The organism is Microbacterium faecale (assembly GCF_014640975.1).
Lineage (GTDB): Bacteria > Actinomycetota > Actinomycetes > Actinomycetales > Microbacteriaceae > Microbacterium > Microbacterium faecale.
Genome location: NZ_BMHO01000002.1, coordinates 310513 through 333563, shown reverse-complemented (window position 1 = coordinate 333563; position 23051 = coordinate 310513). Strand labels below are relative to the sequence as shown.

19 protein-coding genes are annotated in these 23051 nt (G+C 69.6%); 9 read left to right on the top strand and 10 right to left on the bottom strand.

The window, feature by feature from the left end:
- The first annotated feature begins 70 nt into the window (after positions 1-70).
- The 3 genes from IEW87_RS14545 to IEW87_RS14535 are packed head-to-tail and all read left to right on the top strand — an operon-like array spanning position 71 to position 4634.
- On the top strand, positions 71-1234 hold the full coding sequence (locus IEW87_RS14545) for an exonuclease SbcCD subunit D (protein ID WP_188713105.1): 1164 nt from the start codon (positions 71-73) through the stop codon (positions 1232-1234).
- On the top strand, positions 1231-4410 hold the full coding sequence (locus IEW87_RS14540) for an AAA family ATPase (RefSeq protein WP_188713104.1): 3180 nt from the start codon (positions 1231-1233) through the stop codon (positions 4408-4410). The genes IEW87_RS14545 and IEW87_RS14540 overlap by 4 nt, the downstream gene beginning before the upstream one ends.
- 44 nt (positions 4411-4454) lie before the next feature.
- Positions 4455-4634, top strand: coding sequence for a hypothetical protein (locus tag IEW87_RS14535; protein ID WP_188713103.1), 180 nt, complete (start codon positions 4455-4457; stop codon positions 4632-4634).
- A 1-nt stretch (position 4635) separates the two neighbouring features.
- On the opposite strand, the gene IEW87_RS14530 is transcribed toward IEW87_RS14535, so the two are convergent.
- Positions 4636-5298, bottom strand: coding sequence for a response regulator transcription factor (locus tag IEW87_RS14530; protein ID WP_188713102.1), 663 nt, complete (start codon positions 5296-5298; stop codon positions 4636-4638).
- Positions 5276-6853: a sensor histidine kinase gene (locus IEW87_RS14525; RefSeq protein WP_188713101.1), complete on the bottom strand. Its 1578-nt coding sequence runs from the start codon at positions 6851-6853 to the stop codon at positions 5276-5278. The genes IEW87_RS14530 and IEW87_RS14525 overlap by 23 nt, the downstream gene beginning before the upstream one ends.
- 115 nt (positions 6854-6968) lie before the next feature.
- On the opposite strand from IEW87_RS14525, the gene IEW87_RS14520 reads away from it, so the two are divergent.
- Positions 6969-8102, top strand: coding sequence for a phosphotransferase (locus tag IEW87_RS14520; protein WP_188713100.1), 1134 nt, complete (start codon positions 6969-6971; stop codon positions 8100-8102).
- Positions 8103-8240: 138 nt separating this feature from the next.
- Positions 8241-8678 carry a hypothetical protein gene (locus IEW87_RS14515; protein WP_188713099.1) on the top strand — a complete coding sequence of 146 codons (438 nt, stop codon included), beginning with the start codon at positions 8241-8243 and terminating at the stop codon, positions 8676-8678.
- Positions 8679-8739: 61 nt separating this feature from the next.
- Here IEW87_RS14515 and IEW87_RS14510 read toward each other — a convergent pair whose 3' ends face one another.
- Positions 8740-10788, bottom strand: coding sequence for an NAD(+) synthase (locus IEW87_RS14510; protein ID WP_188713140.1), 2049 nt, complete (start codon positions 10786-10788; stop codon positions 8740-8742).
- Positions 10789-10895: 107 nt separating this feature from the next.
- On the opposite strand from IEW87_RS14510, the gene IEW87_RS14505 reads away from it, so the two are divergent.
- Entirely contained in the window at positions 10896-14426 is a 3531-nt protein-coding gene (locus IEW87_RS14505) for a TM0106 family RecB-like putative nuclease (protein WP_188713098.1), read from the top strand.
- Here IEW87_RS14505 and upp read toward each other — a convergent pair.
- Positions 14408-15043 carry a uracil phosphoribosyltransferase gene (gene upp / locus IEW87_RS14500; protein ID WP_188713097.1) on the bottom strand — a complete coding sequence of 212 codons (636 nt, stop codon included), beginning with the start codon at positions 15041-15043 and terminating at the stop codon, positions 14408-14410. The genes IEW87_RS14505 and upp overlap by 19 nt on opposite strands.
- A gap of 90 nt (positions 15044-15133) precedes the next feature.
- Between upp and IEW87_RS14495 the strand changes: the two genes are divergently transcribed.
- Positions 15134-15571: a nucleoside deaminase gene (locus tag IEW87_RS14495; RefSeq protein ID WP_188713139.1), complete on the top strand. Its 438-nt coding sequence runs from the start codon at positions 15134-15136 to the stop codon at positions 15569-15571.
- Positions 15572-15622: 51 nt separating this feature from the next.
- Here the strand turns inward: IEW87_RS14495 and IEW87_RS14490 are convergent, their stop codons facing one another.
- Both IEW87_RS14490 and IEW87_RS14485 read right to left on the bottom strand, forming a co-directional pair.
- A complete protein-coding gene (locus IEW87_RS14490) occupies positions 15623-16552 on the bottom strand; it encodes an LLM class F420-dependent oxidoreductase (protein ID WP_188713138.1) in 930 nt (309 codons plus the stop codon).
- Positions 16553-16576: 24 nt separating this feature from the next.
- The gene (locus tag IEW87_RS14485; RefSeq protein ID WP_188713096.1) at positions 16577-17548 is read right to left on the bottom strand and encodes a cation diffusion facilitator family transporter; all 972 of its coding nucleotides are present in this window, start codon (positions 17546-17548) and stop codon (positions 16577-16579) included.
- A gap of 37 nt (positions 17549-17585) precedes the next feature.
- Between IEW87_RS14485 and proC the strand changes: the two genes are divergently transcribed.
- A complete protein-coding gene (gene proC, locus IEW87_RS14480; RefSeq protein WP_188713095.1) occupies positions 17586-18425 on the top strand; it encodes a pyrroline-5-carboxylate reductase in 840 nt (279 codons plus the stop codon).
- Between the two features lie 2 nt (positions 18426-18427).
- Here proC and IEW87_RS14475 read toward each other — a convergent pair whose 3' ends face one another.
- Both IEW87_RS14475 and IEW87_RS14470 read right to left on the bottom strand, forming a co-directional pair.
- Entirely contained in the window at positions 18428-19099 is a 672-nt protein-coding gene (locus IEW87_RS14475) for a potassium channel family protein (protein WP_188713094.1), read from the bottom strand.
- Positions 19092-20552, bottom strand: a complete 1461-nt coding sequence (locus IEW87_RS14470) for a TrkH family potassium uptake protein (RefSeq protein WP_188713093.1) — start codon at positions 20550-20552, stop codon at positions 19092-19094. Before IEW87_RS14470 ends, IEW87_RS14475 begins: the two co-directional genes overlap by 8 nt.
- A 99-nt stretch (positions 20553-20651) precedes the next feature.
- On the opposite strand from IEW87_RS14470, the gene IEW87_RS14465 reads away from it, so the two are divergent.
- Positions 20652-21056 (top strand): ArsR/SmtB family transcription factor, encoded by a 405-nt coding sequence (locus tag IEW87_RS14465; RefSeq protein WP_188713092.1) that lies wholly within the window; start codon positions 20652-20654, stop codon positions 21054-21056.
- Here IEW87_RS14465 and IEW87_RS14460 read toward each other — a convergent pair.
- Positions 21053-22066: an IS481 family transposase gene (locus IEW87_RS14460; RefSeq protein WP_188713091.1), complete on the bottom strand. Its 1014-nt coding sequence runs from the start codon at positions 22064-22066 to the stop codon at positions 21053-21055. The genes IEW87_RS14465 and IEW87_RS14460 overlap by 4 nt on opposite strands.
- The gene (locus tag IEW87_RS14455) at positions 22063-22983 is read right to left on the bottom strand and encodes an SDR family NAD(P)-dependent oxidoreductase (protein ID WP_188713090.1); all 921 of its coding nucleotides are present in this window, start codon (positions 22981-22983) and stop codon (positions 22063-22065) included. The genes IEW87_RS14460 and IEW87_RS14455 overlap by 4 nt, the downstream gene beginning before the upstream one ends.
- Positions 22984-23051 lie beyond the last annotated feature (68 nt).

Sequence of the window (23051 nt, the reverse complement as noted above, 5' to 3'; positions counted from 1 at the left end):
GCGCGCCGCGGTTCACTTCGGCGCGCCCCCGCCGTCCCCGTTTGTCGGGGCAGACCAATAACGTGGAGGCATGCGGATCCTCCACACCTCCGACTGGCACATTGGGAGATCGTTTCACGGCCATTCCACGCTCGACGCGCTCCGGAGGGTGCTCGACGGTCTCGTGAGCGAGGTGCGCCAGCGCGCGGTCGACCTCGTCATCGTCGCGGGCGATGTGTTCGACTCCGCGATGCCGGCCGCTGACTGCTACCGCCTCCTGACGGACATGCTCACGGGCATCCGTGAGGCAGGCGCCCGCGTCGTTGTGACGAGCGGCAACCACGACTCGCCCGCGCGGCTCGGCTTCCAGGCTCCGCTCCTCCGAGAGGGGATCCACGTCGCGACGGATCCGAGCGCCGTCGGCACGCCGATCACGCTGGACGACGAGCACGGTCCCGTGCACATCTACCCGATCCCCTACCTCGAGCCCGCTCTCGTGCGGCACCTCTGGCCCGAGGAGACGCTGCGCACGCACGAACAGGTCGTGCGTCACGCGATGCGCCTCATCAACGACGACCGTGCGGCGCGGGGCGGTCGATCCGTCGCGATCGCCCACATCTTTGCCGCGGGCGTCGAGGCGACCCCGCAGCTCGAACGCGAGGTGCGACAGAGCCTCACACAGGGCACGCTCGACGTCGTCCCGGTCGCCGATCTCGAGGGGCCCGACTACATCGCGCTCGGCCACATCCACGGGCGTGCGCAGCTCTCCGACCGCGTCCGCTACGCGGGGGCCCCGCTGCACTACAGCTTCGGGGAGGCTGACAAACCGCGCGGCGCCTGGCTCGTCGAGCTCGACGCGGAGGGCCTCGCCGCCACCGACTGGATCGACTTCGCGGTTCCGCGTCCGCTCGTCACGCTCGACGGCACGATCGAGGAACTGCTGAGCGCGCCGGAGTACGACGCCCACGCGGATTCCTGGGTGTGCGCGGTCCTGACCGATCGCACGGCTCCGCTCGAACCCATGCGGCGGCTACGTCAGCGCTTCCCGTTCTGCGCAACGATTGAGCGACGCCCGGACGGTGACGCAGACGAGCGCGCGGCCAGCTATCGCGACCGTGTGGGGCGCGGAACGCCCGATCCGCAGATCGTCGACGGCTTCCTGCGGCACGTCCGTCGCGGGGAAGCGGCGACGGATGATGAGGCACGCATCATCGCAGACGTCGTCGCCGCGCACGGAGCGGAGGTCGCGCGATGAGGATTGACCGCCTCGAGATCCGCGGCTTCGGGCCGTTTCGCGACCTGCAGACGATCGACTTCGAGCGCTACACGGGCGAGGGGATCTTCCTCATCGCCGGACGTACCGGCGCCGGAAAGTCCAGCATCCTTGACGCCGTCTGCTTCGCGCTCTACGGATCGGCGCCGCGCTACGACGACTCCGAGAAGCGCCTGCGCAGCGACTACGCCGAGGTCGGCGACCCGACCGAGGTCGCGCTCGAGTTCGGCGTCGCCGGTGACCGATGGCGCATCGAACGTCGGCCGCAGTACGAGCGACCGAAGCTGCGTGGCGAGGGCACGACGACCGAGCCGTCCGCTGTCACGCTGTTTCGGAAGGACGGCGGCGAGTGGATCGGCGTCGCCGCGCGCGAGCGGGAGGTCGCGAGCCGCATCGCGGAGATCGTCGGCATGAACGGCGAACAGTTCCAGCAGGTGATCCTGCTCGCGCAGGGCCGGTTCGCGCGCTTCCTCCTGGCGAAGAACGACGAACGTCAGCGCCTGCTCCGGTCGCTGTTCGGAACTCGCCGCTTCGAGGATTACGAACGCACGCTCGATGAGCGGCGCAAGACGGCCGAGGCTGATGTCGCACGCCGGTCCGGCGACCTGCAGGCGATTCTTGACCAGGTGGAGGATCTCCTCGCGGAGGTCCGCGAACGCGACGCCGCGGAACGCACGGATGAGAACGCCGAGGAGGACTCCGCCGACCTCACAGACACGGAGGGCCGGACCGGCGCGGGGGAGGACGAGACACCGGAGGCATCCGAGGAGCCGGATGCCGACACCGACGCGAACGGCGCGAGCACGAACGAGGAACCGAACGACGCGGGCGGCGCGGATCCCGGCGACGTCGACGCGCGGATCGGTTCCGTCGACGCTGCGATGGAGCGCGCGGACGAGCACGCCGCCGCGGCGCGCCGCGCCCAGGACGATGCGACAGTGGCCCGCGACGCGGCGGAGGCCGCGCACGAGAAACGCCGCCGCACCGCCGAACGACAAGAGCGGCGCGACGCCGCGCGGGCGCGGATCGGCACCCTCGACGCCGAGCGGGACGCGCTCGACGCCGCGCGGCGGGAGCTCGCCGCCGCACGTCGGGCGACGACCGTTACCTCCGCGATCGACGCCCTCGCCCGGGCGCACGCCGAACGCGAACGTCGGACCGATGCGGCCGAGAACGCCCGCCAGGCGTGGGCGGAAGAACGCCAGGCCGCCGCTGACCTGCACGGCGCCGACGACCCCGCGCTGCCGGCTGCGGACGCTCTCCCCGACGTCCTCGACGACTTCGACGACGCGTGCCATCAGCGCATCGGCCGGTGGGAGCCGTTGCGCGATCGCGAGGCGCAGCTCGACGAGCGGGCCGAGCAGATCGTGCGCCTGCGTGCTCAGCGTACGGAGCACGACGAGCGGATCGCGAGGCTGCAGCAGCGCGGGGAACAGATCCCCGTCGAGCTTGACGAAGAGCGCGCTCACCGTGACGCGGCGATCGCGCGCGCCGCGACGGCCGACAGCGCCCGGAACCGCATCGACGAGCTCGGTCTGCGCCTCCGCGCCGCGCGAGAGATCGCCCCGCGCACGGATGCCTACGCCGAGGCGGAGAAGGCCGCGCAGCAAACCGCCCGCGAACGTGATGCAGCCGATCACGTCCTCAACGACCTGCAGCGCCGACGGCTAGCGGGATACTCCGGCGAGCTCGCTGCGAGCCTCACGCCTGGCGAGCCGTGCACCGTGTGCGGATCCACCGCACACCCCTCGCCCGCCGATCCCGCGGACGATCGCGTCACCGACGGCGAGATCGACCGCGCAGGAGAGGCGCGTGCGGCTGCCGCGGGCGCCCACGACCAGGCCGTCGAAGCGAGGCAACGCTCCTACACGGAGCTTCGTGCCGTGCAGGAGCGCGCCGATGGTCGCACCGTCGAAGACGTCGAGGCGGCTCTGGGAGCGGCCCGCGAACAACGCGACGACGCCGAACGCGCGCGCGGCGAGACCGACGAGCGCGAAAAGAGGATCCGCGAGCTCGACGCGGAGCGTGCCCGTCTCGATGAGGACCGCACGGCCGCACTCGAAGCGCGGTCGGGCGCCGACAGCGAGATCATCACGGCCGAGAAGCTCCTCGCCGCCGAGCGGGAGGCGATCGACGCGGCGCGCGGCCCGTTCGACTCGGTCACCGCGCGTATCGAGACGGTAAAGCGTCGTGCCGCAACCGCGCGGGCGTGCGCTGCGGCCACGCGTGAGCGGGAACGGGCCGGCACCGCGGAAGAAGAAGCGGCCTCCGCGCGCGACGCAGCGCTCGCCGAGGCCGAGTTCGCGTCGGTGGACGCAGCCCAGCTCGCCCGGCGGTCGGCCGACGAGATCGTGCGCCTCGAGAAGCGGATCACCGACGCCGATGCATCACGGGCCTCCGCCGAACGCGACCTCGCCGAGCTGACGGAGTTCGAGCTCCCCGACGAGCGCGTCGACGTCGACGCGACGGCCGCGGCGCTCGCCGCGGCGCGGACTGCCCACGATAACGCCCTCGAGCGCGTGCAGGCGACGCGGCAGGCGGCGTCCTCGCTGGCCTCTGCAGCGCAGCGTGCGCACGCGGCGCTCGAACGCGTGCACGACGTGCTCGCACGTGCGAACGTCATCACGCGGCTCGCCCATTCTGTCGCCGGCCGGGCGCCGAACGAGCTGCGGATGAATCTCGAGACCTTCGTGCTCGCGGCCGAGCTGGAAGAGATTGTGCAGGCGGCGAACCTGCGCCTCGCCGAGATGAGTGGTAACCGCTATGAGCTGCGGCACTCCGACGCGCGCGCTCACCGCAACGCCGCCTCCGGGCTCGGCATCGAGGTGTTCGACGCGTTCACGGGCCGTGCACGGCCGCCCCACTCGCTCTCCGGCGGCGAGACGTTCCTCGCCTCGCTCGCGCTCGCGCTCGGCCTCGCTGAAGTCGTCACGAACCGCGCCGGTGGCCTGCGCCTCGACACCCTCTTCATCGACGAAGGCTTCGGCTCCCTCGACGCCGAGACGCTTGACGTCGCGATGCGCACGCTCGAGGACCTCCGGCAGGGCGGACGCACGATCGGTCTCATCAGCCACGTGGAATCCATGAAGGAGCAGATCCTCACGCAGCTGCAGGTGCGGCGTGCCCACGGCGGATGGAGCGTGATCGACCAACGCTGACGGCGCACGGGGACGGCGTCCGATTCGCGCCGTAGACTGGAGCCATGGCTAAGGGAACCATCTGGACGGTGCTCGGCGTTATCGCGTCGATCATCATCGCCATCATTCTCGTGCAGGCGCTGTTCTCCGTGATGTGGTTCCTCTTCAAAGTCGCGGTCGTCGCGGTCGTTGCGCTCGTGGTCTTCTTCGTGCTGCGCTCCGTCTTCCGCCGCCGCGAGTCCTGACTCACACCAGGCGGTAGCCGGCCCCGCGCACCGTCTCGATGCGGTTCGAGCCGAGCTTCTGGCGCAGATACCCGATGTAGACGTCGGCGACGTTTGACCCCGGATCGAAGTCGTACCCCCACACCCGGCTCAGTAGCTGCTCGCGACTCAGCACCATCCCCGCGTGCCGGATGAGCTCCTCCGCCAGCGCGAACTCGCGCGCCGACAACTCGACGGACGTACCGTCATCGATGGTGACGCGACGGGCATGCACGTCGAGCGTGAGGTCGCGGTGCCGCAGCTCAGTCGAGGTGACCTGTTCGCTGGCGGGGCGCATGCGCACGCGGATCCGCGCGAGCAGCTCGTCGAATCGGAACGGCTTGCCGAGGTAGTCGTCGGCCCCGCCCTCGAGGCCCGCGATCGTGTCGCCGAGGTCGGTGCGCGCCGTGAGCATGATGATCGGCATCCGCGACCCCTGGCCGCGCAGCGCTTCGAGCACTTCGAACCCGGTCATGCCCGGCATGTTCACATCGAGCACGAGCAGGTCGAACTCGTCGGTCTGGGCGAGCGCGAGCGCGTCCGTGCCATTCGACGCGATGCGGGTCGCGTAGCCTGCTGCGCGCAGGCCCTTCTCGATGAACCCCGCGATCCGCGCTTCATCGTCAGCGATCAGAATCGATGCCATCGGTCATCTCCTTGTCTCCGTGCGCGTCAGGCGCGCGTCGCAGTCCGCCCGGGCCCGGAAGCGGGGGCCGCGGGGGAATTGTGCCGGGATCCGGCACATCCGGCGCGCTCACCGCAGCACTCGCCGCAGCGGGCGAGAGTGGAACCGACAGCACGAACACGGCGCCGCCGCCGCTCGCGTCGTGCACCCGCGCCGTGCCGCCGTGGGCCCGGGCGATCGCGCCCACGATATGCAGACCGAGGCCGCTTCCGGACGTCGATTCGGATCCGCGGAAGAAGCGATCGAAGACCTTCTGCTTCGCGTCTTCCGGAACGCCGGGTCCGTGATCGCGCACCCACAGTTCGAGAGCGTCGGACGTGACCCGGCTGCCGATCTCGATCTGGCCGCCACCGTGCGTCACGGCGTTCTGCACGAGCTGGAGCATCGCCTGTGTGATGCGACCGGGATCCACATCAGCGACGAGCGTCACGGAACTGCGCCGCGAGACGGCCGCCCCATCGATCGCCCTCGCTTTGCGGACGATCTGATCGATGAGATCGCCCACGTCGGTCGGCTCGGGCCGCAGCTCCGGACGGCCTTCGAGGGCCGCCATCTCCGAGAGGTCCTGTACCAGGGAGCTCATCCGGTCGAGCTCGTCCATCGTCAGCTCACGGGTGTCCGCGACGTCGTCCGGGTGCGCGGGATCCATCAGCTCGAGGTGACCGCGCACGATGGTGATCGGGGTGCGCAGCTCGTGCCGTACGTCGCTCACGAGTTTGCGCTGCGCCCCGAGCGACGCGTCGATGCGGTCGAGCATGTCGTTCATCGTGCGCGCGAGCTCCGAGACGTCGTCACGTCCCACGATCGGCAGACGCTCATCGAGGGCCTGACCGGAGACGCGTTCGGCGGTTTCGCGCATCTGCCGCAGCGGGCGCAGCAGGCGACCGGCCACCGCCCCACCGATCGCGATGATGAATACGAGCATCGCCGCGGACGCGACGAGGTAGGCGCGGCCGGCCGTATTGATCTCCCCGAGCTCTGCCTGCAGGTCGTACGCCATGACGAACAGCACGTCTTCCTCCTGCAGACCAGACAGGAGTACGGGCGTCGCGAAGTACGCCCAGGCGACGTCGTCGGTGGCATATCGGCCGAGGTGTCCTCCCCGCCGGTCGGCCGCCGAGACGACGTGCGAGACGAAATCCGGGCGCGATTCGAGGCTGAGGTCCAGCGCCACCCCGGGAACGAGGCTCGCCGTGCCATCGACGACGCCCAGCACGCCCATGTTGTCGTCAGGGCTGACCCGCTGCACGATGATGCGCAGCGCCTCCTCGGCCGTGGTGTCGGGTTCCTCTTCGGTGTGCTGCTCGATGAGCATCTGCGCCGATTCGAGGTTGCTGCGGAGCAGGTCGTCGGTGCTCGCCAGGATCCGCTGGCGCTCGGTCACGTAGACCGTCAGCCCGACGCCGAGCAGACCGATCGCGGCGACCAGGGCGATGACCGTCAGCAGCCGCGTGCGCACCGAAAGCACGGGCAGCCGCCACCGCGGTCGGCGGCGTCGCTTCTGTTCCGGCGTCATCACACCTCTCAGTATCCCGAATCGTCCTGATGAGGGTTGGCGGCCCAGCCGAAGATAAGAACTGTCTCATGGGTCCCTTCCCGGGCCGCGACGGCCGCTGTGTTGGACTGAGGGCATGCCCGATCGCGACTCTGAGCTCCTCTCCGACGCGCTCGCCGTGTCAGCAGGTGCGCTCCGCCTGATCAGCAAGGAGCCGCTCGGCGACGGCACCGTCGCGGGCTTCGACGTCGCCCACGGAGCCGGCGCCGCGGCCGAGACGACGATCGCATACGTCGACACCTCGGGCATCGCCGTGCCCGCCGAGACAGGGCTGGTGCTCGACGGCGTCGCCCGCATCTGGACGCACCCGGCGGATCCGCACCTGCCCGCGCTCGCGCCCGTCGCCTTCGGCGGCGCCGTCAGCGTGCTGCTCGAACGTATCGGGATTCGCGCGGTGGGCGCCCCCGAAATCATCGCGTACCGCCCCGGCCGCCGAGCCGTCGTGCGCGTTCCCACGGAATCCGGACGCGTCTGGCTCAAGGTCGTCCTCCCGAGCCGTATCGAGCGCATCGTCGACACCCATCGCGCGCTGCTCGAGCAGGGCATCCCGACGCCGCGCGTACGCGGCTGGGCCCCCGACGGCATCATCGTGCTCGACGACGCGCACGGAATTGCCGCGACGGATGTCGCTTGGGACCCCCGCGGGCTGCTCGACGAGGTCGACCGGCTGCGCGAGCACCTCGCGGCGGTGCCGCTCACGCGCGCGGCGAAGACGGGGATCCCCGAACGTCTGGCCTGGTACGAGCGACAGGCACGCGTCGTCCTCCGCGGCCACGCCGACCGAGTGGCACGGATCGGCCACGCCTGTGAACGCGGCTTCGCGACGGATCCCGGGCCTGCCCGTACGATCCACGGGGACCTGCACATCGGGCAGCTCTTTCTCACGGGCAGCGACCGGGCGCCCCGGGTGAGCGACGTGATCGACGTCGACACCGCCGGCATCGGAGACCCGGCAGAAGATGCCGCGGCGTTTCTCTCCCACGCCGTGGCAAGCGCCCTGATTACGCCCGCATCGGACGGGAGGGCACGAATGCGCGCTCTCGTCGCCGATGCCGTGGCACGCTGGGCGGGCCCGCGAACGGGCGCACTCACCGGGACGCATCTGCTCGGACACGCTCTTGGCGCACAACTCACGGGCGATCAGGAACGGGCCGCGCGTCTTCTCGCGTGCGCGGAGCAGGCGGCCACGGGAGGACCGCTCGATGTCTGAGCGCGCGCACCGAGCGAAGATAAGAACCGTCTCATCGGATCTTGCGAGCAAGTTTAGGAGTCGTTGCCAGACTGGAGACAGCATCGGGGATCGGGCTCTTCACACAGCACTCACCCGCCGGACCCAGGAGGAGACATCATGACCAAGAAGTGGATCGCCTACGGCGTCACCGGACTCGTCGGCGTCGGCGTGGTGGCGGGTGGCGCGGCTGCCGCCGCGGCGAGCATGGACCTGCGTACGGGCACGTCGAGCGAATCGATCCCCGCGCTCACGGGACCGCAGTGGTCGCTCGACCTCGCGAAGTCCGTGCAGCTGCGTCCGTCCGAGAAGGGCGAGGGCATGTCCGTCGTCACGCCGAAGAGCACGGCATCTCCCGCCGATCAGCGGGGTGCCGCCAACACCGACAGCGCGCCGAGCGCGGCGAGTGCGCCGGCGCAGGCATCTGCACCGAGCGTGCAGTCGGCGCCGAGTGTGCAGTCCGTCCCCAGCCCCGTCACGCCTCCGAGCCCGGCCTCGCCCCCGAGTGCGCAGTCGGCTCCGAGCGCCGGCTCGGTCGCCTCAGCCGGATCCGACTGACCGACGATACGCGAACAGCGCCCTCGCTCTGTGTGGGGGCGCTGTTCGCGTTCGTGTGGGGTCAGGGCGTGGGAGACGACGCATCACCGAGGGCGCGGTCGAGCTCGGCGAGCCAGGCGCGCGCGTTCCCGTCCGAGGGAGCGCGCCAGTCACCCCGAGGTGAGAGGGACCCGATGTGTGACACCTTCGGGCCGTTCGGAACGGCGGACCGCTTGAACTGTGCGAAGCCGAAGAAGCGCTTCAGGAACACGCGCAGCCACCGGACGATCGTGTCGCGGTCGTACTCGGGGCGCTCGTCGGCAGGGAACCCTGCTGGCCACGCTCCGCGCGAGGCGTCGCTCCAGGCGTGCGTGGCGAGGAAAGCGATCTTCGAGGGGCGCGATCCCCGGCGCAGCACGTGCGCGAGGGTGAAGTCGTGCAGCGCGTACGGCCCGATCGTGTCCTCCGTCGACTGCGTGCGGCCGTCCGCGTCGGCGGGAACGAGCTCGGGGGAGACCTCGGTATCGAGCACCGAGCGCAGCACGCGCTGTGCGTCGTCGGAGATGCCCTGAGCGTCACCCTCGGAGATGACCCAGCGGATCAGGTGCTGCATCAGCGTCTTCGGTACCCCGCTGTTGACCACGTAGTGGCTCATGTGGTCGCCGACGCCGTACGTCGACCAGCCGAGTGCCGCCTCCGACAAGTCGCCCGTGCCGACGACGATGCCCCCGTGGTGGTTCGCGAGGCGGAAGAGGTAATCCGTGCGCAGACCCGCCTGCACATTCTCGAACGTCACATCGTAGGCGGGCTCGCCCGCCGCGGCCGGGTGGCCGAGCTGCGCGAGCATCTCGTTCGCAGCGGGCCGGATGTCGATCGTCTCGATCGAAGCCCCCACCGCCGCTGCGAGTGCGAGGGCATTCGACTTCGTGTGCTCGCTCGTCGCAAAGCCGGGCATCGTGTACGCGAGGATGTCGCTGCGCGGGCGACCCATGCGATCCATCGCCCGTGCAATCACGAGCAGCGCGTGCGTCGAATCGAGCCCGCCCGAGACGCCGATCACGGGCTTCGGATCCCCGATGGCGCGCATCCGCTGGATGAGGCCAGAGACCTGGATGTGGAAGGCCTCGTAGCAGTCCTGCGCGAGGCGGGCGGGATCGTTCGGCACGAACGGGAACCGCTCGACGTGTCGGCGCAGGCCGACATCGGTTGATGGCGGATTCAGCTCGAACGTCGCGCGACGGAACTCCGGAGCGTGCGTGCGCCGGTTGTCGTCGAAGGTGCCCTGGCGGAGGCGGTCCTGCCGGATCCGATCGAGGTCGACGTCGGCGACCGCGTGCGTCGCGCCATGAGGGAACCGCTCGGTGTCGGCGAGCAGCTCGCCCGCTTCACAGATCATCGTCTGGCCGTCCCAGGAGACGTCGTTCGTCGATTCGCCGAGGCCGGCCGCCGCGTACGCCGAGGCCGCGAGGTATCGGGCGGAAGAGGACTGCACGAGCGCGTGGCGGTCCTCTGCGCGCGCGATCGTGATGGGGCTGCTCGACAGGTTCGCGAGCACGGTGGCGCCGGCGAGCGCGGCCTGGGCGGACGGGGGGACCGGCACCCACAGGTCTTCGCAGATCTCCGCGTGCACGACGAGGCCGGGCACGTCGGCGGCGTCGAAGAGGAGGTCGGGGCCGAACGGAACGTCGTCGTCGCCGAGGCGGATCGTGCCGCGCTGGTCGTCGCCCGGCGCGAACCAGCGACGCTCATAGAACTCCCGGTACGTGGGCAGATACGACTTCGGGACCACGCCGAGGAACCGCCCGCGGTGGATCGCGACCGCGCAGTTGAACACGCGCCCGCCGCGCGCGAGGGGCGCGCCCACGAGAAGGAGCGGCATCAGGTCGGCGGACGCCGCACGGATTCGCTCGATGCCGACGCGCGCGTCGTCGAGCACGACGTCCTGCAGGACGAGGTCGTCTGCGGAGTAGCCGGTCAGAGTCAGCTCGGGGAAGACGGCGACGGCGACCGCGTCGTCGTGCAGCCGGCGGGCGGTGTCGAGCACGGCGTCGGCGTTCGCAGTGGGGTCCGCGATCGCGATCGGCACGTGGCACGCCGCGACGCGCGCGAAGCCGTGGCCGTAGGCGCTCATGAAATCGAAGTCCGTCACGCCGCCAGTCTTCCACGCCTGCCTTCGCGGCGTCGCGCCTCGGCGAGAACTCCGCTCGCGATGTCGGAGGTGGGAACTACCGTTGACGCATGCGAATCCTCCGTGACGACGCCCGGCTGATCTGGAGCGCCAGCGATCTCAAAGCTGCAGCCGAATGCGAGTTCGCGTGGCTGCGGGCGATTGACGCGAGGCTGGGTCGCTGCGCCCCCGTCGACGATCCCGCCGATGCCATGCTGACTCGGGCCGCCGCACTGGGCGATGCGCATGAGGCGCGCACGCTCGCCGCCTACCGTGAGGCGTACGGCGACGCGGTCATCGAGATCGAGCGCGTATCGTCGGCCGACGCCGGCGCGCTCGCCGAGGCGACAGAGCGCACGCGGCGCGCATTTGCGGATCCGGGCGCACGCGTCGTCTTCCAGGCGGCGTTCGCGGCCGATGACTTCGTCGGCTTCGCTGACTTCCTCGTGCGCGACGCCGACGGCCGGTGGCGCGTGCAAGACACGAAGCTCGCGCGCAGAGCGCGGTCGACCGCGCTCATGCAGCTGGCGGCATACGTCGATCAGCTCGATACACAAGGCGTGCCGCGCGCAGACGAGGTCGACCTTCTCCTCGGCGACGGGTCGATCTCGACGCACGCTGCCGACGACCTGCTGCCGCTGTTCGAGGTGCGCCGCGACCGCCTCCGCGCGCTCGTCGCCGACCGCCGCCTCGGCGCGCGCGCCGACGCCGAGCCCGTCACCTGGGGAGATGAACGCGGGCCCCTGCAGGTGCGCGCCTGCGGCCGCTGCGCGACGTGCGACGAGCAGGTGCACGCGCACCGCGACGTCCTGCTCGTCGCGAGCATGCGCCCCACGCAGCGGGAGCGGCTGCGCTCGGCCGGCATCATGACGATCGACGCGCTCGCCGCGGCAGAGCAGGGCCCGGATCGCATGAACGCCGAGACGTTCGCGCGGCTGCGCACGCAGGCCCGACTGCAGCTCGCCACGGAGCGCGACGGGAGCGCCGCGCCGCTGTACGAGATCGTGGATCCGACGGGGTTCGGGGCGATGCCGCGCCCCGATGAGGGCGACATCTTCTTCGACTTCGAGGGCGATCCGCTCCACAGCGAAGCGACCCCCGGCGGCGCCGTCGTGTGGGGTCTCGACTACCTGTTCGGGTGGGTCGACGTGCGCGAGCAGTACACCGCGCTGTGGGCGCACGACCTCGACGCCGAGCGCCGCGCGCTCGAGCGTTTCTGCGACCTGGTGGCTGCGCAGCGACGCGCGCATCCGGGCATGCACATCTACCACTACGCGCCCTACGAGCCGACGCACCTGGCGGCGATGGCGGCGCGTCACGGCGTGCGAGAGGCCGACGTCGACCGCATGCTGCGCGACGAGCTGTTCGTCGATCTGTACCCGATCGTGAAGAACGCGCTTCGCGTCGGATCGCGCTCGTACTCGATCAAGAAACTCGAACCGCTCTATATGGGCGCCGACGTGCGCACGCAGGACGTTCAGAAGGGCGACGACTCCATCGTCCAGTACGTCGAGGCGCGTGGTCTGATCGCCGCGGGGCAGGCTGATGCCGGTCAGCGAATCCTCGACGACCTCGCCGACTACAACCGTTACGACTGCGTGTCGACCCGGCGCCTGCGCGATTGGCTGGTCGATCGGGCGCGCGAGGCGGGGGCGACGCCCGCGCGGCCCGACGAGGAGAGCCAGGACACCTACGCGCCCTCGGCCCGGGCGACCGCCCTCGTCGCGCGGGCCGATACGTTGCGCGCGGCCGCCGATCCCGCGGATCCGGTGACCGACGACGAAGCCGCACTGCGCCTGGCCGCTGCCGCGATCGACTATTACCCGCGCGAGGCGAAGGCGTTCTGGCAGTCGCACTTCTCGCGCTTGCGCGAGCCCGTCTCCCTCTGGGCGGAGACGCGCGATGTGATCGTCACGGACAGCCCGCGCAGCGCCGTTCGCGACGACTGGCACCGACCCGACGGCGCCCGCTCTGACCGCCGTCGCGTCGAGCTGCGCGGCGCGCCGGGGCCGGGGACCCGACTGGCGGTCGGATCGCGCCCGTTCGCGCTGTATCCGGTGCCCGCGCCGTTCCCCGCGACCCCGTCGAATCGGTGGATCCACGTGCCGCGCCAGGTGACCGTCGTCGAGGAACTCGAGGACGGCGCGATCGTCGAGGAGTTCGCGATCGACGGCGAGACGTGGAACGACCTCCCGATCGCGCTGACGCCGCCGTCACCGCCCGTGGCCGGCGCACAGCAGCAGGCGATCGACGAGTGGGCAGACCGGCTCCTCGACGCGGGGGAGTCCTTCCCCGTCGACGCCGCGACCGACATCTTGCGTCGCGTGCGGGCTGATCACCATGCGGGGGACATCGCCGACCCGGCGCCCGGAGGCGAGGTCGACGCGATCGTGCGATCGCTCCTCAGCGTGCCGACCTACCTCGCCGTGCAGGGGCCGCCCGGCACCGGCAAGACATACGTCGGGTCGCACGTCATCGCGCGCCTCGTGAACGAGCACGGGTGGCGAATCGGGGTCGTGGCACAGTCGCACGCGGTGGTGGAGAACCTGCTCGACCGCGTCGTGGCCGCCGGCGTCCCGCCCGAACAGGTTGGCAAGGCGGTGAAGGACGACGCCCGTGAGGTGCGTTTCACCGCGGTGCCCAAGACCCAGCTTGCCGCCTTCCAACGGTCGGCTTCCGCTGGCGTCGTGATCGGCGGCACGGCCTGGGATCTCGCGCACCCGGGGCGCGTCGCGCGACACAGCCTCGACCTGCTCGTCGTCGACGAGGCCGGACAGTTCTCGCTCGCCTCGACGATCGCCGTCGCGCAGTCGACGAGACGACTTCTGCTGCTCGGCGACCCGCAGCAGCTGCCACAGGTCAGCCAGGGCACGCACCCGGCACCCGTCGACACCTCGGCGCTGGGATGGCTGATGGGCGACGCCGCCGTGCTGCCGAGCGGCCACGGCGCGTTCCTCGCGCAGACGTGGCGATTGCACCCGAGCGTCGCGCAGGCGGTGTCGGCGCTGGCATACGGCGGCAAGCTGCAGGCTCGCCCCGGAACCGAACACCGCTCAGTGGCCGGCATCGAGCCGGGCGTGCACCCGGTCCCCGTGGTGCACCGGGGGAACGCGACCGAGTCCGCCGAAGAGGCGGAGCAGGTCGTCCGGATCGTGCGCGATGTCGTCGGCCGCGACTACGTCGACATCTCGATCGACGGCGCACAGGGGGTGACGGCGCGCCCGGCGCGGCCGCTGACGCCAGCCGACGTGATCGTCGTCGCCCCCTACAACGCTCAGCAGAGACTCGTTGAACAGGCGCTCATCGAGGCCGGCTTCGCCGACGTGCGCGTCGGCACCGTCGACCGATTCCAGGGGCAGGAGGCCGCCGTCGCGATCCTCACGCTCGCAGCGTCCTCCGGTCGAGACGCGCCGCGCGGGCCGGAGTTCCTCCTGCTCGAGAACCGCCTCAACGTCGGCATCAGCCGCGCAAAGGTGGCGGCGTATCTCGTGTTCAGTCCGGGGCTCATCGACGATCTGCCCCACCGTGGCGACGCGGTCGCACGGCTCAGCGCGTTCGTGCGGCTGACGCGTGCGCGCGGCGGCTATACCGTCGTGCCGTAGAGGCGGTCTCCGGCGTCGCCGAGCCCGGGAACGATGAAGCCCTTCTGGTCGAGGCGCTCGTCGAGTGCGCCGAGCACGAGCGTCACGTCGCGGTCCCCCACGAGGCTCTCGATGGCGTGCACGCCCTCCGGCGTACCGAGCAGGCACACCGCGGTGACCTCTGTCGCGCCGCGGTCGAAGAGGTAGGTGATCGCAGCCGCGAGGGATCCACCGGTCGCGAGCATCGGGTCGAGCGCGAAGCACTGCCGCCCCGCCAGGTTGTCAGGTAGCCGCTCCGCGTACGTCGTCGGCTTGAGCGTCTCCTCATCACGGACCAGGCCGAGGAACCCGACCTCCGCCGTCGGGATGAGCTTCGTCATGCCCTCGAGCATGCCGAGCCCGGCGCGCAGGATCGGCACCACCAGCGGCTTCGGGTCGGCGATCTTCACGCCAGTCGTCGTCGTGACGGGCGTGGTGACCTCGCACTCCTCGACGCGCACGCTGCGCGTGGCCTCGTAGGCGAGCAGCGTCATCAGCTCCTCCGTGAGCTGACGGAACATCGGCGAAGGAGTGGTCGCGTCGCGAAGGACGGTCAGCTTGTGAGTGATGAGCGGATGGTCGGCAATGTGCACGCGCATGTGATCAGCGTACGTGCCGCGGGCGGGAAGTTCCTTCGGATCGCGCGTACGCTGAGGCACGTGAACGCCCCACCGGAGCTCGTCGCCCACATGCGCCGAGCACTCGTGCTTGCCGATGAGGCTGCCGCGGCCGGGGAAGTGCCGGTCGGCGCGGTGGTTCTCGGCCCCGACGGCGCGATCATCGGATCCGGTCGCAACCGCCGCGAGGAGACGACCGACCCGAGCGCCCACGCGGAAGTCGTCGCGATGCGTGAGGCGGCCCGGACCCTCGGGAGCTGGAACCTCGGCGAGTGCACGCTCGTCGTCACGCTCGAGCCGTGCCTCATGTGCTCCGGCGCGCTTCTGCAGGCGCACATCGCGCGCCTGGTGTTCGGCGCGTGGGACGACAAGGCCGGCGCTGCCGGATCCCTCTACGACGTCGTGCGCGACCGCCGCCTTCCGGTCCGCGCCGAGGTGGTCGGCGGCGTACTCGAGGCCGACGCGCGATCGAGGCTCGAGACGTTCTTCCGCTCGCGGCGTGGCGAATAGGGCGCGCTGCTCGACCTGGCCCCGCCGAGGCGCTGAAGTCAGCAACGCGCCCTAGCGCAGCTGAGGCAGCACCTCTTCGCCCAGGAATGCGACGTGATCGAGGTCGGTCATATCGATCATCTGGAAGTAGATCCGCCTCGCGCCCAGTTCGATGAGCCGGCCCGCGCGGTCGACGATCTCCTGCGCGGATCCGCAGAACGTGTGCCCGGTGCGGAAGTCGTCGAGCGCGACGCCCGTGGCGGACGCCCGGCGGGCGACCTCGGCCTCGTTCGCGCCCGCGAGTGTCGTCAGCGCCACGGTCTGCCGCAGCGTCGCCGGGTCGCGCCCAATCTCCTCGCACGCGGCGCGGCCGCGCGCCCAGCGGTCCACGACGACGTCCTCGGGCTGGAACGCGATGTTGTGCTCGGCGGCGAAGCGCGCCGCGAGACTCGGGGTGCGCTTGAGGCCCGCGCCGCCCACGATCACCGGCAGCGGACTCTGGACCGGTTTGGGCAGCGCGGGCGAGTCGGTGAGCTGATAGTGCGATCCGTCGTAGGAGAACGTCTCACCCGCCGGCGTGCCCCACAGGCCGGTGACGACCTCGAGCTGCTCTTCGAGCAGATCGAACCGGCGGCGCGGGAACGGGATTCCATAGGCCGCATGCTCCGCCTCGAACCAGCCCGTGCCCAGGCCGAGCTCCACGCGCCCGCCCGACATCTGGTCGACCTGCGCGACCTGGATCGCGAGCACGCCGGGGGAGCGGTAGGTCACGCTCGATACGAGCGTGCCGAGGCGCAGTGACGTTGTCTCGCGTGCGAGACCGGCGAGCGTCGTCCACGCATCCGTCGGCCCGGGCTCACCGCTGAAGAAGTCGCCCATCGCGAGGTAGTGGTCCGAGCGGAAGAACCCGTCGAATCCGCTCTCCTCCGCCTGCTGGGCGAATGCGAGCTGGGTGTCGTACGAGGCGCCCTGCTGGGGCTCGGTGAAGACGCAGAACTCCAGAGTGGTCATGCGTCCATCGTGGCACTAATCGCTCGATGGGAAGACGAATGCTTCCGTGCTCGGCTTCTTTCCGCTCACCTCGCGGTAGACGTCGGGCTCGAGATAGATGATCCGGGCGTGCGGCACGGCGGTGCGTACGCGCTGTTCGATCTCGTCGATGTCGCGCGCGGCTGCCCCCAGCGGCTTGTCCGCCGCGAGGCCGATCTTCGCGGCCACCATCAGTTCTTCCGGGCCGACGTAGAGCGTCTTGATGTGGATGACCTTCGGGGGCTCGGCGCCCGTCTCGATCGCAGCGATGATCGCGTGCAGCTGTTTCTTCGTGGCGCCCTCACCGACGAGGAGGCTCTTCATCTCGATGCCGATGACGATCGCGATGACGATGAGCAGGACGCCGATCGCGAGGGTGCCCGCGGCGTCGTACATCGGATCCCCGGTGGCGACCGTGAGCGAGACGCCCGTGAGGGCGAAGACGAGTCCGAGCAGCGCGCCGGTGTCTTCGAGCAGGAGCACCGGCAGCTCGGGCGAACGCGAACGGCGGATGAACTCCCACCACGACTGGCCGCGCTCGCGGATCTCATTCGCCTCCTTGATGGCCGTGCGCAGCGAATAGATCTCGAGCAGGATGCCGAACACGAGGATCACGATGGGCAGCCACCACCATCGCTCGTTCAACTCGTGAGGGTGGACGAGCTTGTTGACGCCCTCATAGATCGAGAAGAGGCCGCCGACCGAGAAGAGGATGATGCCCACCACGAAGGCATAGACGTAACGCTCGCGTCCGTAGCCGAACGGATGCTCGCGGTCGGCTTCTCGTCGCGAGACCCGGCCGCCCACGTACAGCAGGACCTGGTTGCCCGAATCGGCCAGCGAGTGAACCGCCTCCGCGAGGAGGGAGGTCGACCCCGACAGCAGCCAGCCGACGAACTTGGCGATGGCGATCCCCATGTTGGCGATGAACGCCGCGAGTATGGCCTTGCCGCCCCCATGTGCACTCATGCCACCGAGTGTAAGGGTCGGCGGTACCGTGGGAGGTATGGCCCACAGTCTTCCCGCAATCGCGTTCGTCGGAGCCGGATCCATGGGGGGTGCGATCCTGCGCGGCATCGTCGCGAGCGGCCTCGAGATCGATGGCGGACTCACCGTCACGAACCGCACCGCGGCGAAGGCCGAGGATCTCGCGCGCCTCGAGGGCGTGACGAGCATCGCGCTCGAGGACACGCCGGACGGCAACGTCAGAGCCGTCGCCGACGCGCGGATCGTCGTCGTCGGCGTGAAGCCGTCCATGGTCGCCGACCTGCTCGCCGACATCTCGCCGCATCTGCGAGACGACGCGATCGTCGTCAGCCTCGCCGCGGGGATCACGCTCGCGCAGTTCGAAGAGCGGCTCGGCGAGGTCGCCGTCGTGCGGTCCATGCCGAATACGCCGTCCACCGTCGGTCGGGGCGTGACCGGGATCGCCGGCGGAACGCGCGCGACGCACGAGGACATCGCCCTTGTGCGACGGCTCTTCGAGACGGTGGGAACCGTGGTCGAGGTCGACGGGGACGACGGCATCGACGCGATCTCGACGATTTCCGGATCCGGGCCCGCCTACGTCTTCCTGCTGATCGAGAAGCTCGTGGAGGCGGCGAAGCACCGCGGATTCGATGACGCGACCGCGCTCGAGATTGCGGCGGGCACGTTCACCGGAGCGACGGCGCTCCTCCAGGCGGACGATCTTCCTCCCGCCGAGCTGCGTCGCCGCGTGACGAGCCCGAAGGGAACGACGGAACGCGCGGTGGAGGTGTTCGAAGCCGCGGGGCTCGACGACCTGTTCCGCCGGGCGTCCGATGCCGCCTACGCACGCGCCAAGGAACTGGCCGAAGAGGGCTGACCTCAGCGGTCGAGCGCGGCGAACCGCTCGACGTCGGCGTTCGTGCCGGAGACGATGATGAGATCGTGATTGGTCACGACGGTCGTCGGCTCGGCGTAGTGAAACGCGCGCGCGGGTGACTTCACGCCGACGACGGTCACGTTGTACTTCGTCCGCACACCCGAGTCGGCGAGGCTCACGCCGCGGATGAACTTCGGGGGGAACATCTTCGCGAGCACGAAGTCGTCGTCGAAGCGGATGAAGTCGAGCATCTGGCCGCTGACGAGGTGCGCCACGCGCTCCCCGGCTTCGCGCTCGGGGTAGATCACGTGATTCGCGCCGACGCGGGAGAGGATCTTGCCGTGGGACTGGCTTGTCGCCTTGGCCCAGATCTGCGGCACCTTGAGGTCGACGAGGTTCGCGGTGATGAGTACGGACGCTTCGATCGACGATCCCGTCGCGACGACTGCGACGTCGAAGTCCTGCGCGCCGATCTGTTGCAGCGCCTCCAGATTGCGCGCATCAGCCTGCACCGCGTGGGTGACGCGTTCGGACCATTTCTGGACGAGTGCGAGGTCGGCGTCGACGGCGAGCACGTCGCGGTCGAGACGATCGAGCTCTCCCGCGCACGCCGCACCGTATCGTCCGAGACCGATGACCAGGACCGGGGAGTCGCCGTGGATCCGTTCAACCAACGATCGGCCTTTCGACAGGCAGTGCGTAATGCTGCGTTCGGGAGGTCGCGGCAACCGCCGCGGCCAGAGTGACTGTACCAACGCGCCCCATGAAGATGGTGATCCCCATCACGTAGAGCGCGTGATCCGGAAGCGCCTCGGTCAGCCCGGTCGACAGGCCGACCGTTCCGAACGCCGAGATGACGTCGAACAGCACCTCGGCGATCGGCGCGTGCGTGATCTGCGCGATGACGATCGTCGCGACCGCGCAGATCGTCGCGCCCCAGGCGAGGACGGCGACCGCGACGCGCTGCACGTCCGAGGGGATGCGCCGTCCGAACGCCTGCACCGACTGGCGTCCGCGCGCCTCTGACCACACCGCGAGCGCGAGGACCGCGAGCGTCGTGACCTTGATCCCGCCTGCAGTCGACGCGGATCCGCCCCCGACGAACATCAGCATCGAGCCGACGACCATCCCGGATCCGTACAGCTCGCCCGGATCGATGAACGTCATGCCGCCCGAGCGCGTCATCGTCGACAGGAAGAACGATTGGAAAATCGTGTCGGTGACGTCGAGCTGGCCGAACGTGTGCGGATTGTCGTACTCGAGCGCGAGGAACGAGACCGCGCCGCCGACGAGCAGCAGCCCGGAGGTGATCAGCGTGAGCTTCACGTGGAGCGACCAGGTCGACGGCCTCAGGAGTGCCGCCCTGCCGGGCGTCACAAGGTGGCGGGACAGGGCGAACAGCACGGGGAAACCGACGCTGCCGATGAACGCGGTGATCATGATGACCGTCATGAAGAAGTAGTCGTCGGCGAAGATGCCGATGCCCCCCTCGTTGAGGGTGAAGCCCGTATTGGTGAACGCCATCGCGGCGTACATCGGTGCTTCCCACAGGGCCGCGGCCCAGCCGAACTTCTGTAGCATCGACGGATAGATCAGGAGCCCGACGACGACCTCGATGATCACGGTCGACAGCGCCACCGTGCGCAGCAGCAATCCGACCTCGCCGAGGCGGACCGTCTGCGATTCGTTCACCGCGCCGCCGTGCGCGCGCAGCGGATTCGTGTCGCCAGCGGCGATGAGCTTCGCGCGTAGCCCCATGCGCTTCGAGATGATCAATCCGAGCATGGAGGCGAGCGTGAGCGCACCCATCCCCCCGACGTTGACCGCGCCGTAGATGACCGCCTCGCCGAAGTGCGACCAGTGGCTCGTCATGTCGACGCTCGTCAGGCCCGTCACGCACACGGCCGAGACCGCGGTGAAGACGGCGTCAGCGAGCGGCGTGACCGTGCGGTCGGCCGATGCGATGGGCAGGGAGAGCAGCGCCGTCGTCACGAGGACGAGGCTGGCGAAGACGACGATCGCGAAGCGCGACGGCGAGTGCGTCGTGAACGCGCGAAACCACTGCCCGAGCCGCCGCGCGACGCGCTGCGGCCAGGCATCACCGCGGGCATGCTGCCTGCCGGACATCGGCCGACCGCCTCTCCTCGTCCGAGACGAACAGCGAACATCGTATCTCCGACGCGCCCGCCGTGCCGCATATCGCTGCCATGGCATACGCTGAGCGTTATGGCCGACATCTTCGACGTGATAGCCGACGGGACCCGGCGCGAGATCCTGCGCGTTCTGCAGCGTCGCGATCAGGATTCGGACGGCGGTACGAGCGTCTCGCAGCTCGTCGCTGAGCTCACCGTCAGTCAGCCCACGGTGTCGAAGCACCTCAAGGTGCTGCGCGAGGCGGGGCTCGTCACGGTGCGAGAAGAGGGCCAGCACCGGTTCTACAGCATCGACCCCGTTCCTCTCGAGGAGGTCGACGACTGGCTCATGCCGTTCTTCGTCGACGAGGGAGAGCTCGCGACGCAGGCCGCTCAGTCGATCTACGCGCCGTTGCCAGAGCCGGCCACACGCTTCGCCGAGTCGCTCGGTCGCACGGCCGCCGTCGTGCAGACGGCCCTTAAGCGGCTCGGGGCCTAGATGTATGAGGGCTGGACGTTGGTGACGCCTTCCGACAGTCGGGATGCCGGTGGCTGACCTTCCGCGCCGGAGTGTGGTCGGTGGTAGTTGTAGTGGATGTTCCAGACCGCGATCGCAGCTGAGCGAGCTTCCTCGCTGGTGAAGTGTCGGGCGTAGAGCAGTTCTTCGGCCAGGATCCGCTGATAACGCTCCACCTTCCCGTTGTGGCGAGGGGTGTAGGGCTTGGTCTTCTGGTGCCGGGATTGATTGCCAACGATCCGGGCGAAGTCCCCCGAGCGATAGCACGCGCCGTTGTCGGTCACGACACGGTGGATGTGGGTGATGCCATGGGCGGCGAACCAGACCTTGGCTCGGCCTAGGAACGCTGCCGCGGTGGCTCCCTTCTCATCGGGTAGTGGCTCGGTGTAGGAGAGCCGGGAGAACCCGTCAATGGCGGAGTGCAAGTAGGTGTACCCACGCCGTGCACCAGCCGACTTCGCTCGATCGACGGTCTTGGCCTGGTCACTGTCACGCCCATGGACACGCCACCCTCCGCCGTCGGGGATCCTGCCGACCTTCTTCACGTCCAGGTGCACCATGTGACCGGGCCAGCGGGCGGTGATCTTCCCGGGCTTGCGGTTGTTGTCTCCGCCGGGGTCGATGAACTTGCGTCTGCCGAGACCGAGTCTGGTCAGGTGCCGAGTGACGGTTCGTCGGTTGATCGTGAATCCGAGGTCTGCGAGCTCGTCGGTGATGCGCTGGGCGGACCACTTGTGCTCGCGTCGTGAGGACTCGATCTTGTTGATAACCCAGGCTGGTGTCGCGCTCGGACTGCGGTGGGGGCTCGAGGAACGATCGAGCAATCCGGCGTCGCCATGACGACGCCACCGGTTGACCCACTTCGACGCGCAGGCACGGGAGATGCCCATCTCGGCCGCAACGTGCGCGATGGGACGAGTGGTGCAGCGCTCCACCAGCCGCCGTCTGCCTTCACGACTCAACGGGGCGTTCGCGTGCCCAGTCTGGCTCACCGGGTGCCGTCCTCGCGCTTGACCGCCGTCGGATCGGCTTCGGCCAGGATCTGGTCGGTCGCGTCGGCGAGACGTCGCGCTGCGGCGGGGTCGAGCGTCTTCAGTTCAGACGGCAGCAGCTTGCCGCGGTCGACCGCCGTCAACGGGACCGTGGGTGGCGAGTCGAGAAAACCGTGCACCGGCGCGATGGCCCGTTCAACGGACCGGGCAGCAACCATAGCGACGGTCTTGATGATTGCCCGGGTCAGCGGGTTGATCTGCTCCATCGCCGAGTCGCCGCTGCGGGTGAACCCGGGGTGGTAGAGGACGTAGGGAACCTGCTCGCCGAACTGCGCCGCCATCGCCACTCCCAGGAGATCGTTGGCACGTCCTGCCTGGAGTTGCGCGGCGATGGTGCGGTAGCGGTGCCGCAATTGGAGGTCATCCCAGTTGATCTTTCCGGAGGCGAGTCCGACTCCGGCGATGTTGACGATCACGGGCTTCGAGCCGGCCGACAACGCGGGCATCAGGCCGTGGCCCAGCACGTGGCGACTCAGGTAGTAGAGCGCAAAGGTCGACTCGAGCCCGTCGCTCGTCTGGACGCGCTGCGGTGACTGACGGTTCGCCGCCATCACCAAGCCATCGATGGCCCTGTAGTTGGCCGCGACGTGGTCGATCACCGTCTGGTTGCCCGCGATCGTGCTTAGATCCGCAGTCAGGAACTCAACCCGATCACCCAACCCCGACGCCGCGGCGTCAGCGAGCAGCCGCTCGCCTTTCATCGGGTTGCTCCCGACTGCGAGGACTCGGTCGCCCCGTGCCGCCCGGCCGAGCGCGATGCCCCGTCCCATGCCGTCACTGCCGCCGGTAACTACGACCGTCTGGCCCGCCCGCCCTTCCGCATCCGGGCCCGTACCGCCATGATGTTGATTGACCATCGATTCTCCCTAGTTACTCTTGGTAAGTACCTCCATCATCGGTAACCGACACCGAACGCGAAAGAAGG

Coding starts and splice junctions, on each gene's coding strand:
- proC (WP_188713095.1), top strand. CDS start 17,586: ATGGCCCACAGTCTTCCCGCAATCGCGTTCGTCGGAGCCGGATCCATG.
- IEW87_RS14510 (WP_188713140.1), bottom strand. CDS start 10,788: ATGAGCGCCTACGGCCACGGCTTCGCGCGCGTCGCGGCGTGCCACGTG.
- IEW87_RS14545 (WP_188713105.1), top strand. CDS start 71: ATGCGGATCCTCCACACCTCCGACTGGCACATTGGGAGATCGTTTCAC.
- IEW87_RS14515 (WP_188713099.1), top strand. CDS start 8,241: ATGACCAAGAAGTGGATCGCCTACGGCGTCACCGGACTCGTCGGCGTC.
- IEW87_RS14505 (WP_188713098.1), top strand. CDS start 10,896: ATGCGAATCCTCCGTGACGACGCCCGGCTGATCTGGAGCGCCAGCGAT.
- upp (WP_188713097.1), bottom strand. CDS start 15,043: ATGCGCGTGCACATTGCCGACCATCCGCTCATCACTCACAAGCTGACC.
- IEW87_RS14465 (WP_188713092.1), top strand. CDS start 20,652: ATGGCCGACATCTTCGACGTGATAGCCGACGGGACCCGGCGCGAGATC.
- IEW87_RS14525 (WP_188713101.1), bottom strand. CDS start 6,853: ATGACGCCGGAACAGAAGCGACGCCGCCGACCGCGGTGGCGGCTGCCC.
- IEW87_RS14495 (WP_188713139.1), top strand. CDS start 15,134: ATGCGCCGAGCACTCGTGCTTGCCGATGAGGCTGCCGCGGCCGGGGAA.
- IEW87_RS14455 (WP_188713090.1), bottom strand. CDS start 22,983: ATGGTCAATCAACATCATGGCGGTACGGGCCCGGATGCGGAAGGGCGG.
- IEW87_RS14540 (WP_188713104.1), top strand. CDS start 1,231: ATGAGGATTGACCGCCTCGAGATCCGCGGCTTCGGGCCGTTTCGCGAC.
- IEW87_RS14530 (WP_188713102.1), bottom strand. CDS start 5,298: ATGGCATCGATTCTGATCGCTGACGATGAAGCGCGGATCGCGGGGTTC.
- IEW87_RS14470 (WP_188713093.1), bottom strand. CDS start 20,552: ATGTCCGGCAGGCAGCATGCCCGCGGTGATGCCTGGCCGCAGCGCGTC.
- IEW87_RS14520 (WP_188713100.1), top strand. CDS start 6,969: ATGCCCGATCGCGACTCTGAGCTCCTCTCCGACGCGCTCGCCGTGTCA.
- IEW87_RS14485 (WP_188713096.1), bottom strand. CDS start 17,548: ATGAGTGCACATGGGGGCGGCAAGGCCATACTCGCGGCGTTCATCGCC.
- IEW87_RS14535 (WP_188713103.1), top strand. CDS start 4,455: ATGGCTAAGGGAACCATCTGGACGGTGCTCGGCGTTATCGCGTCGATC.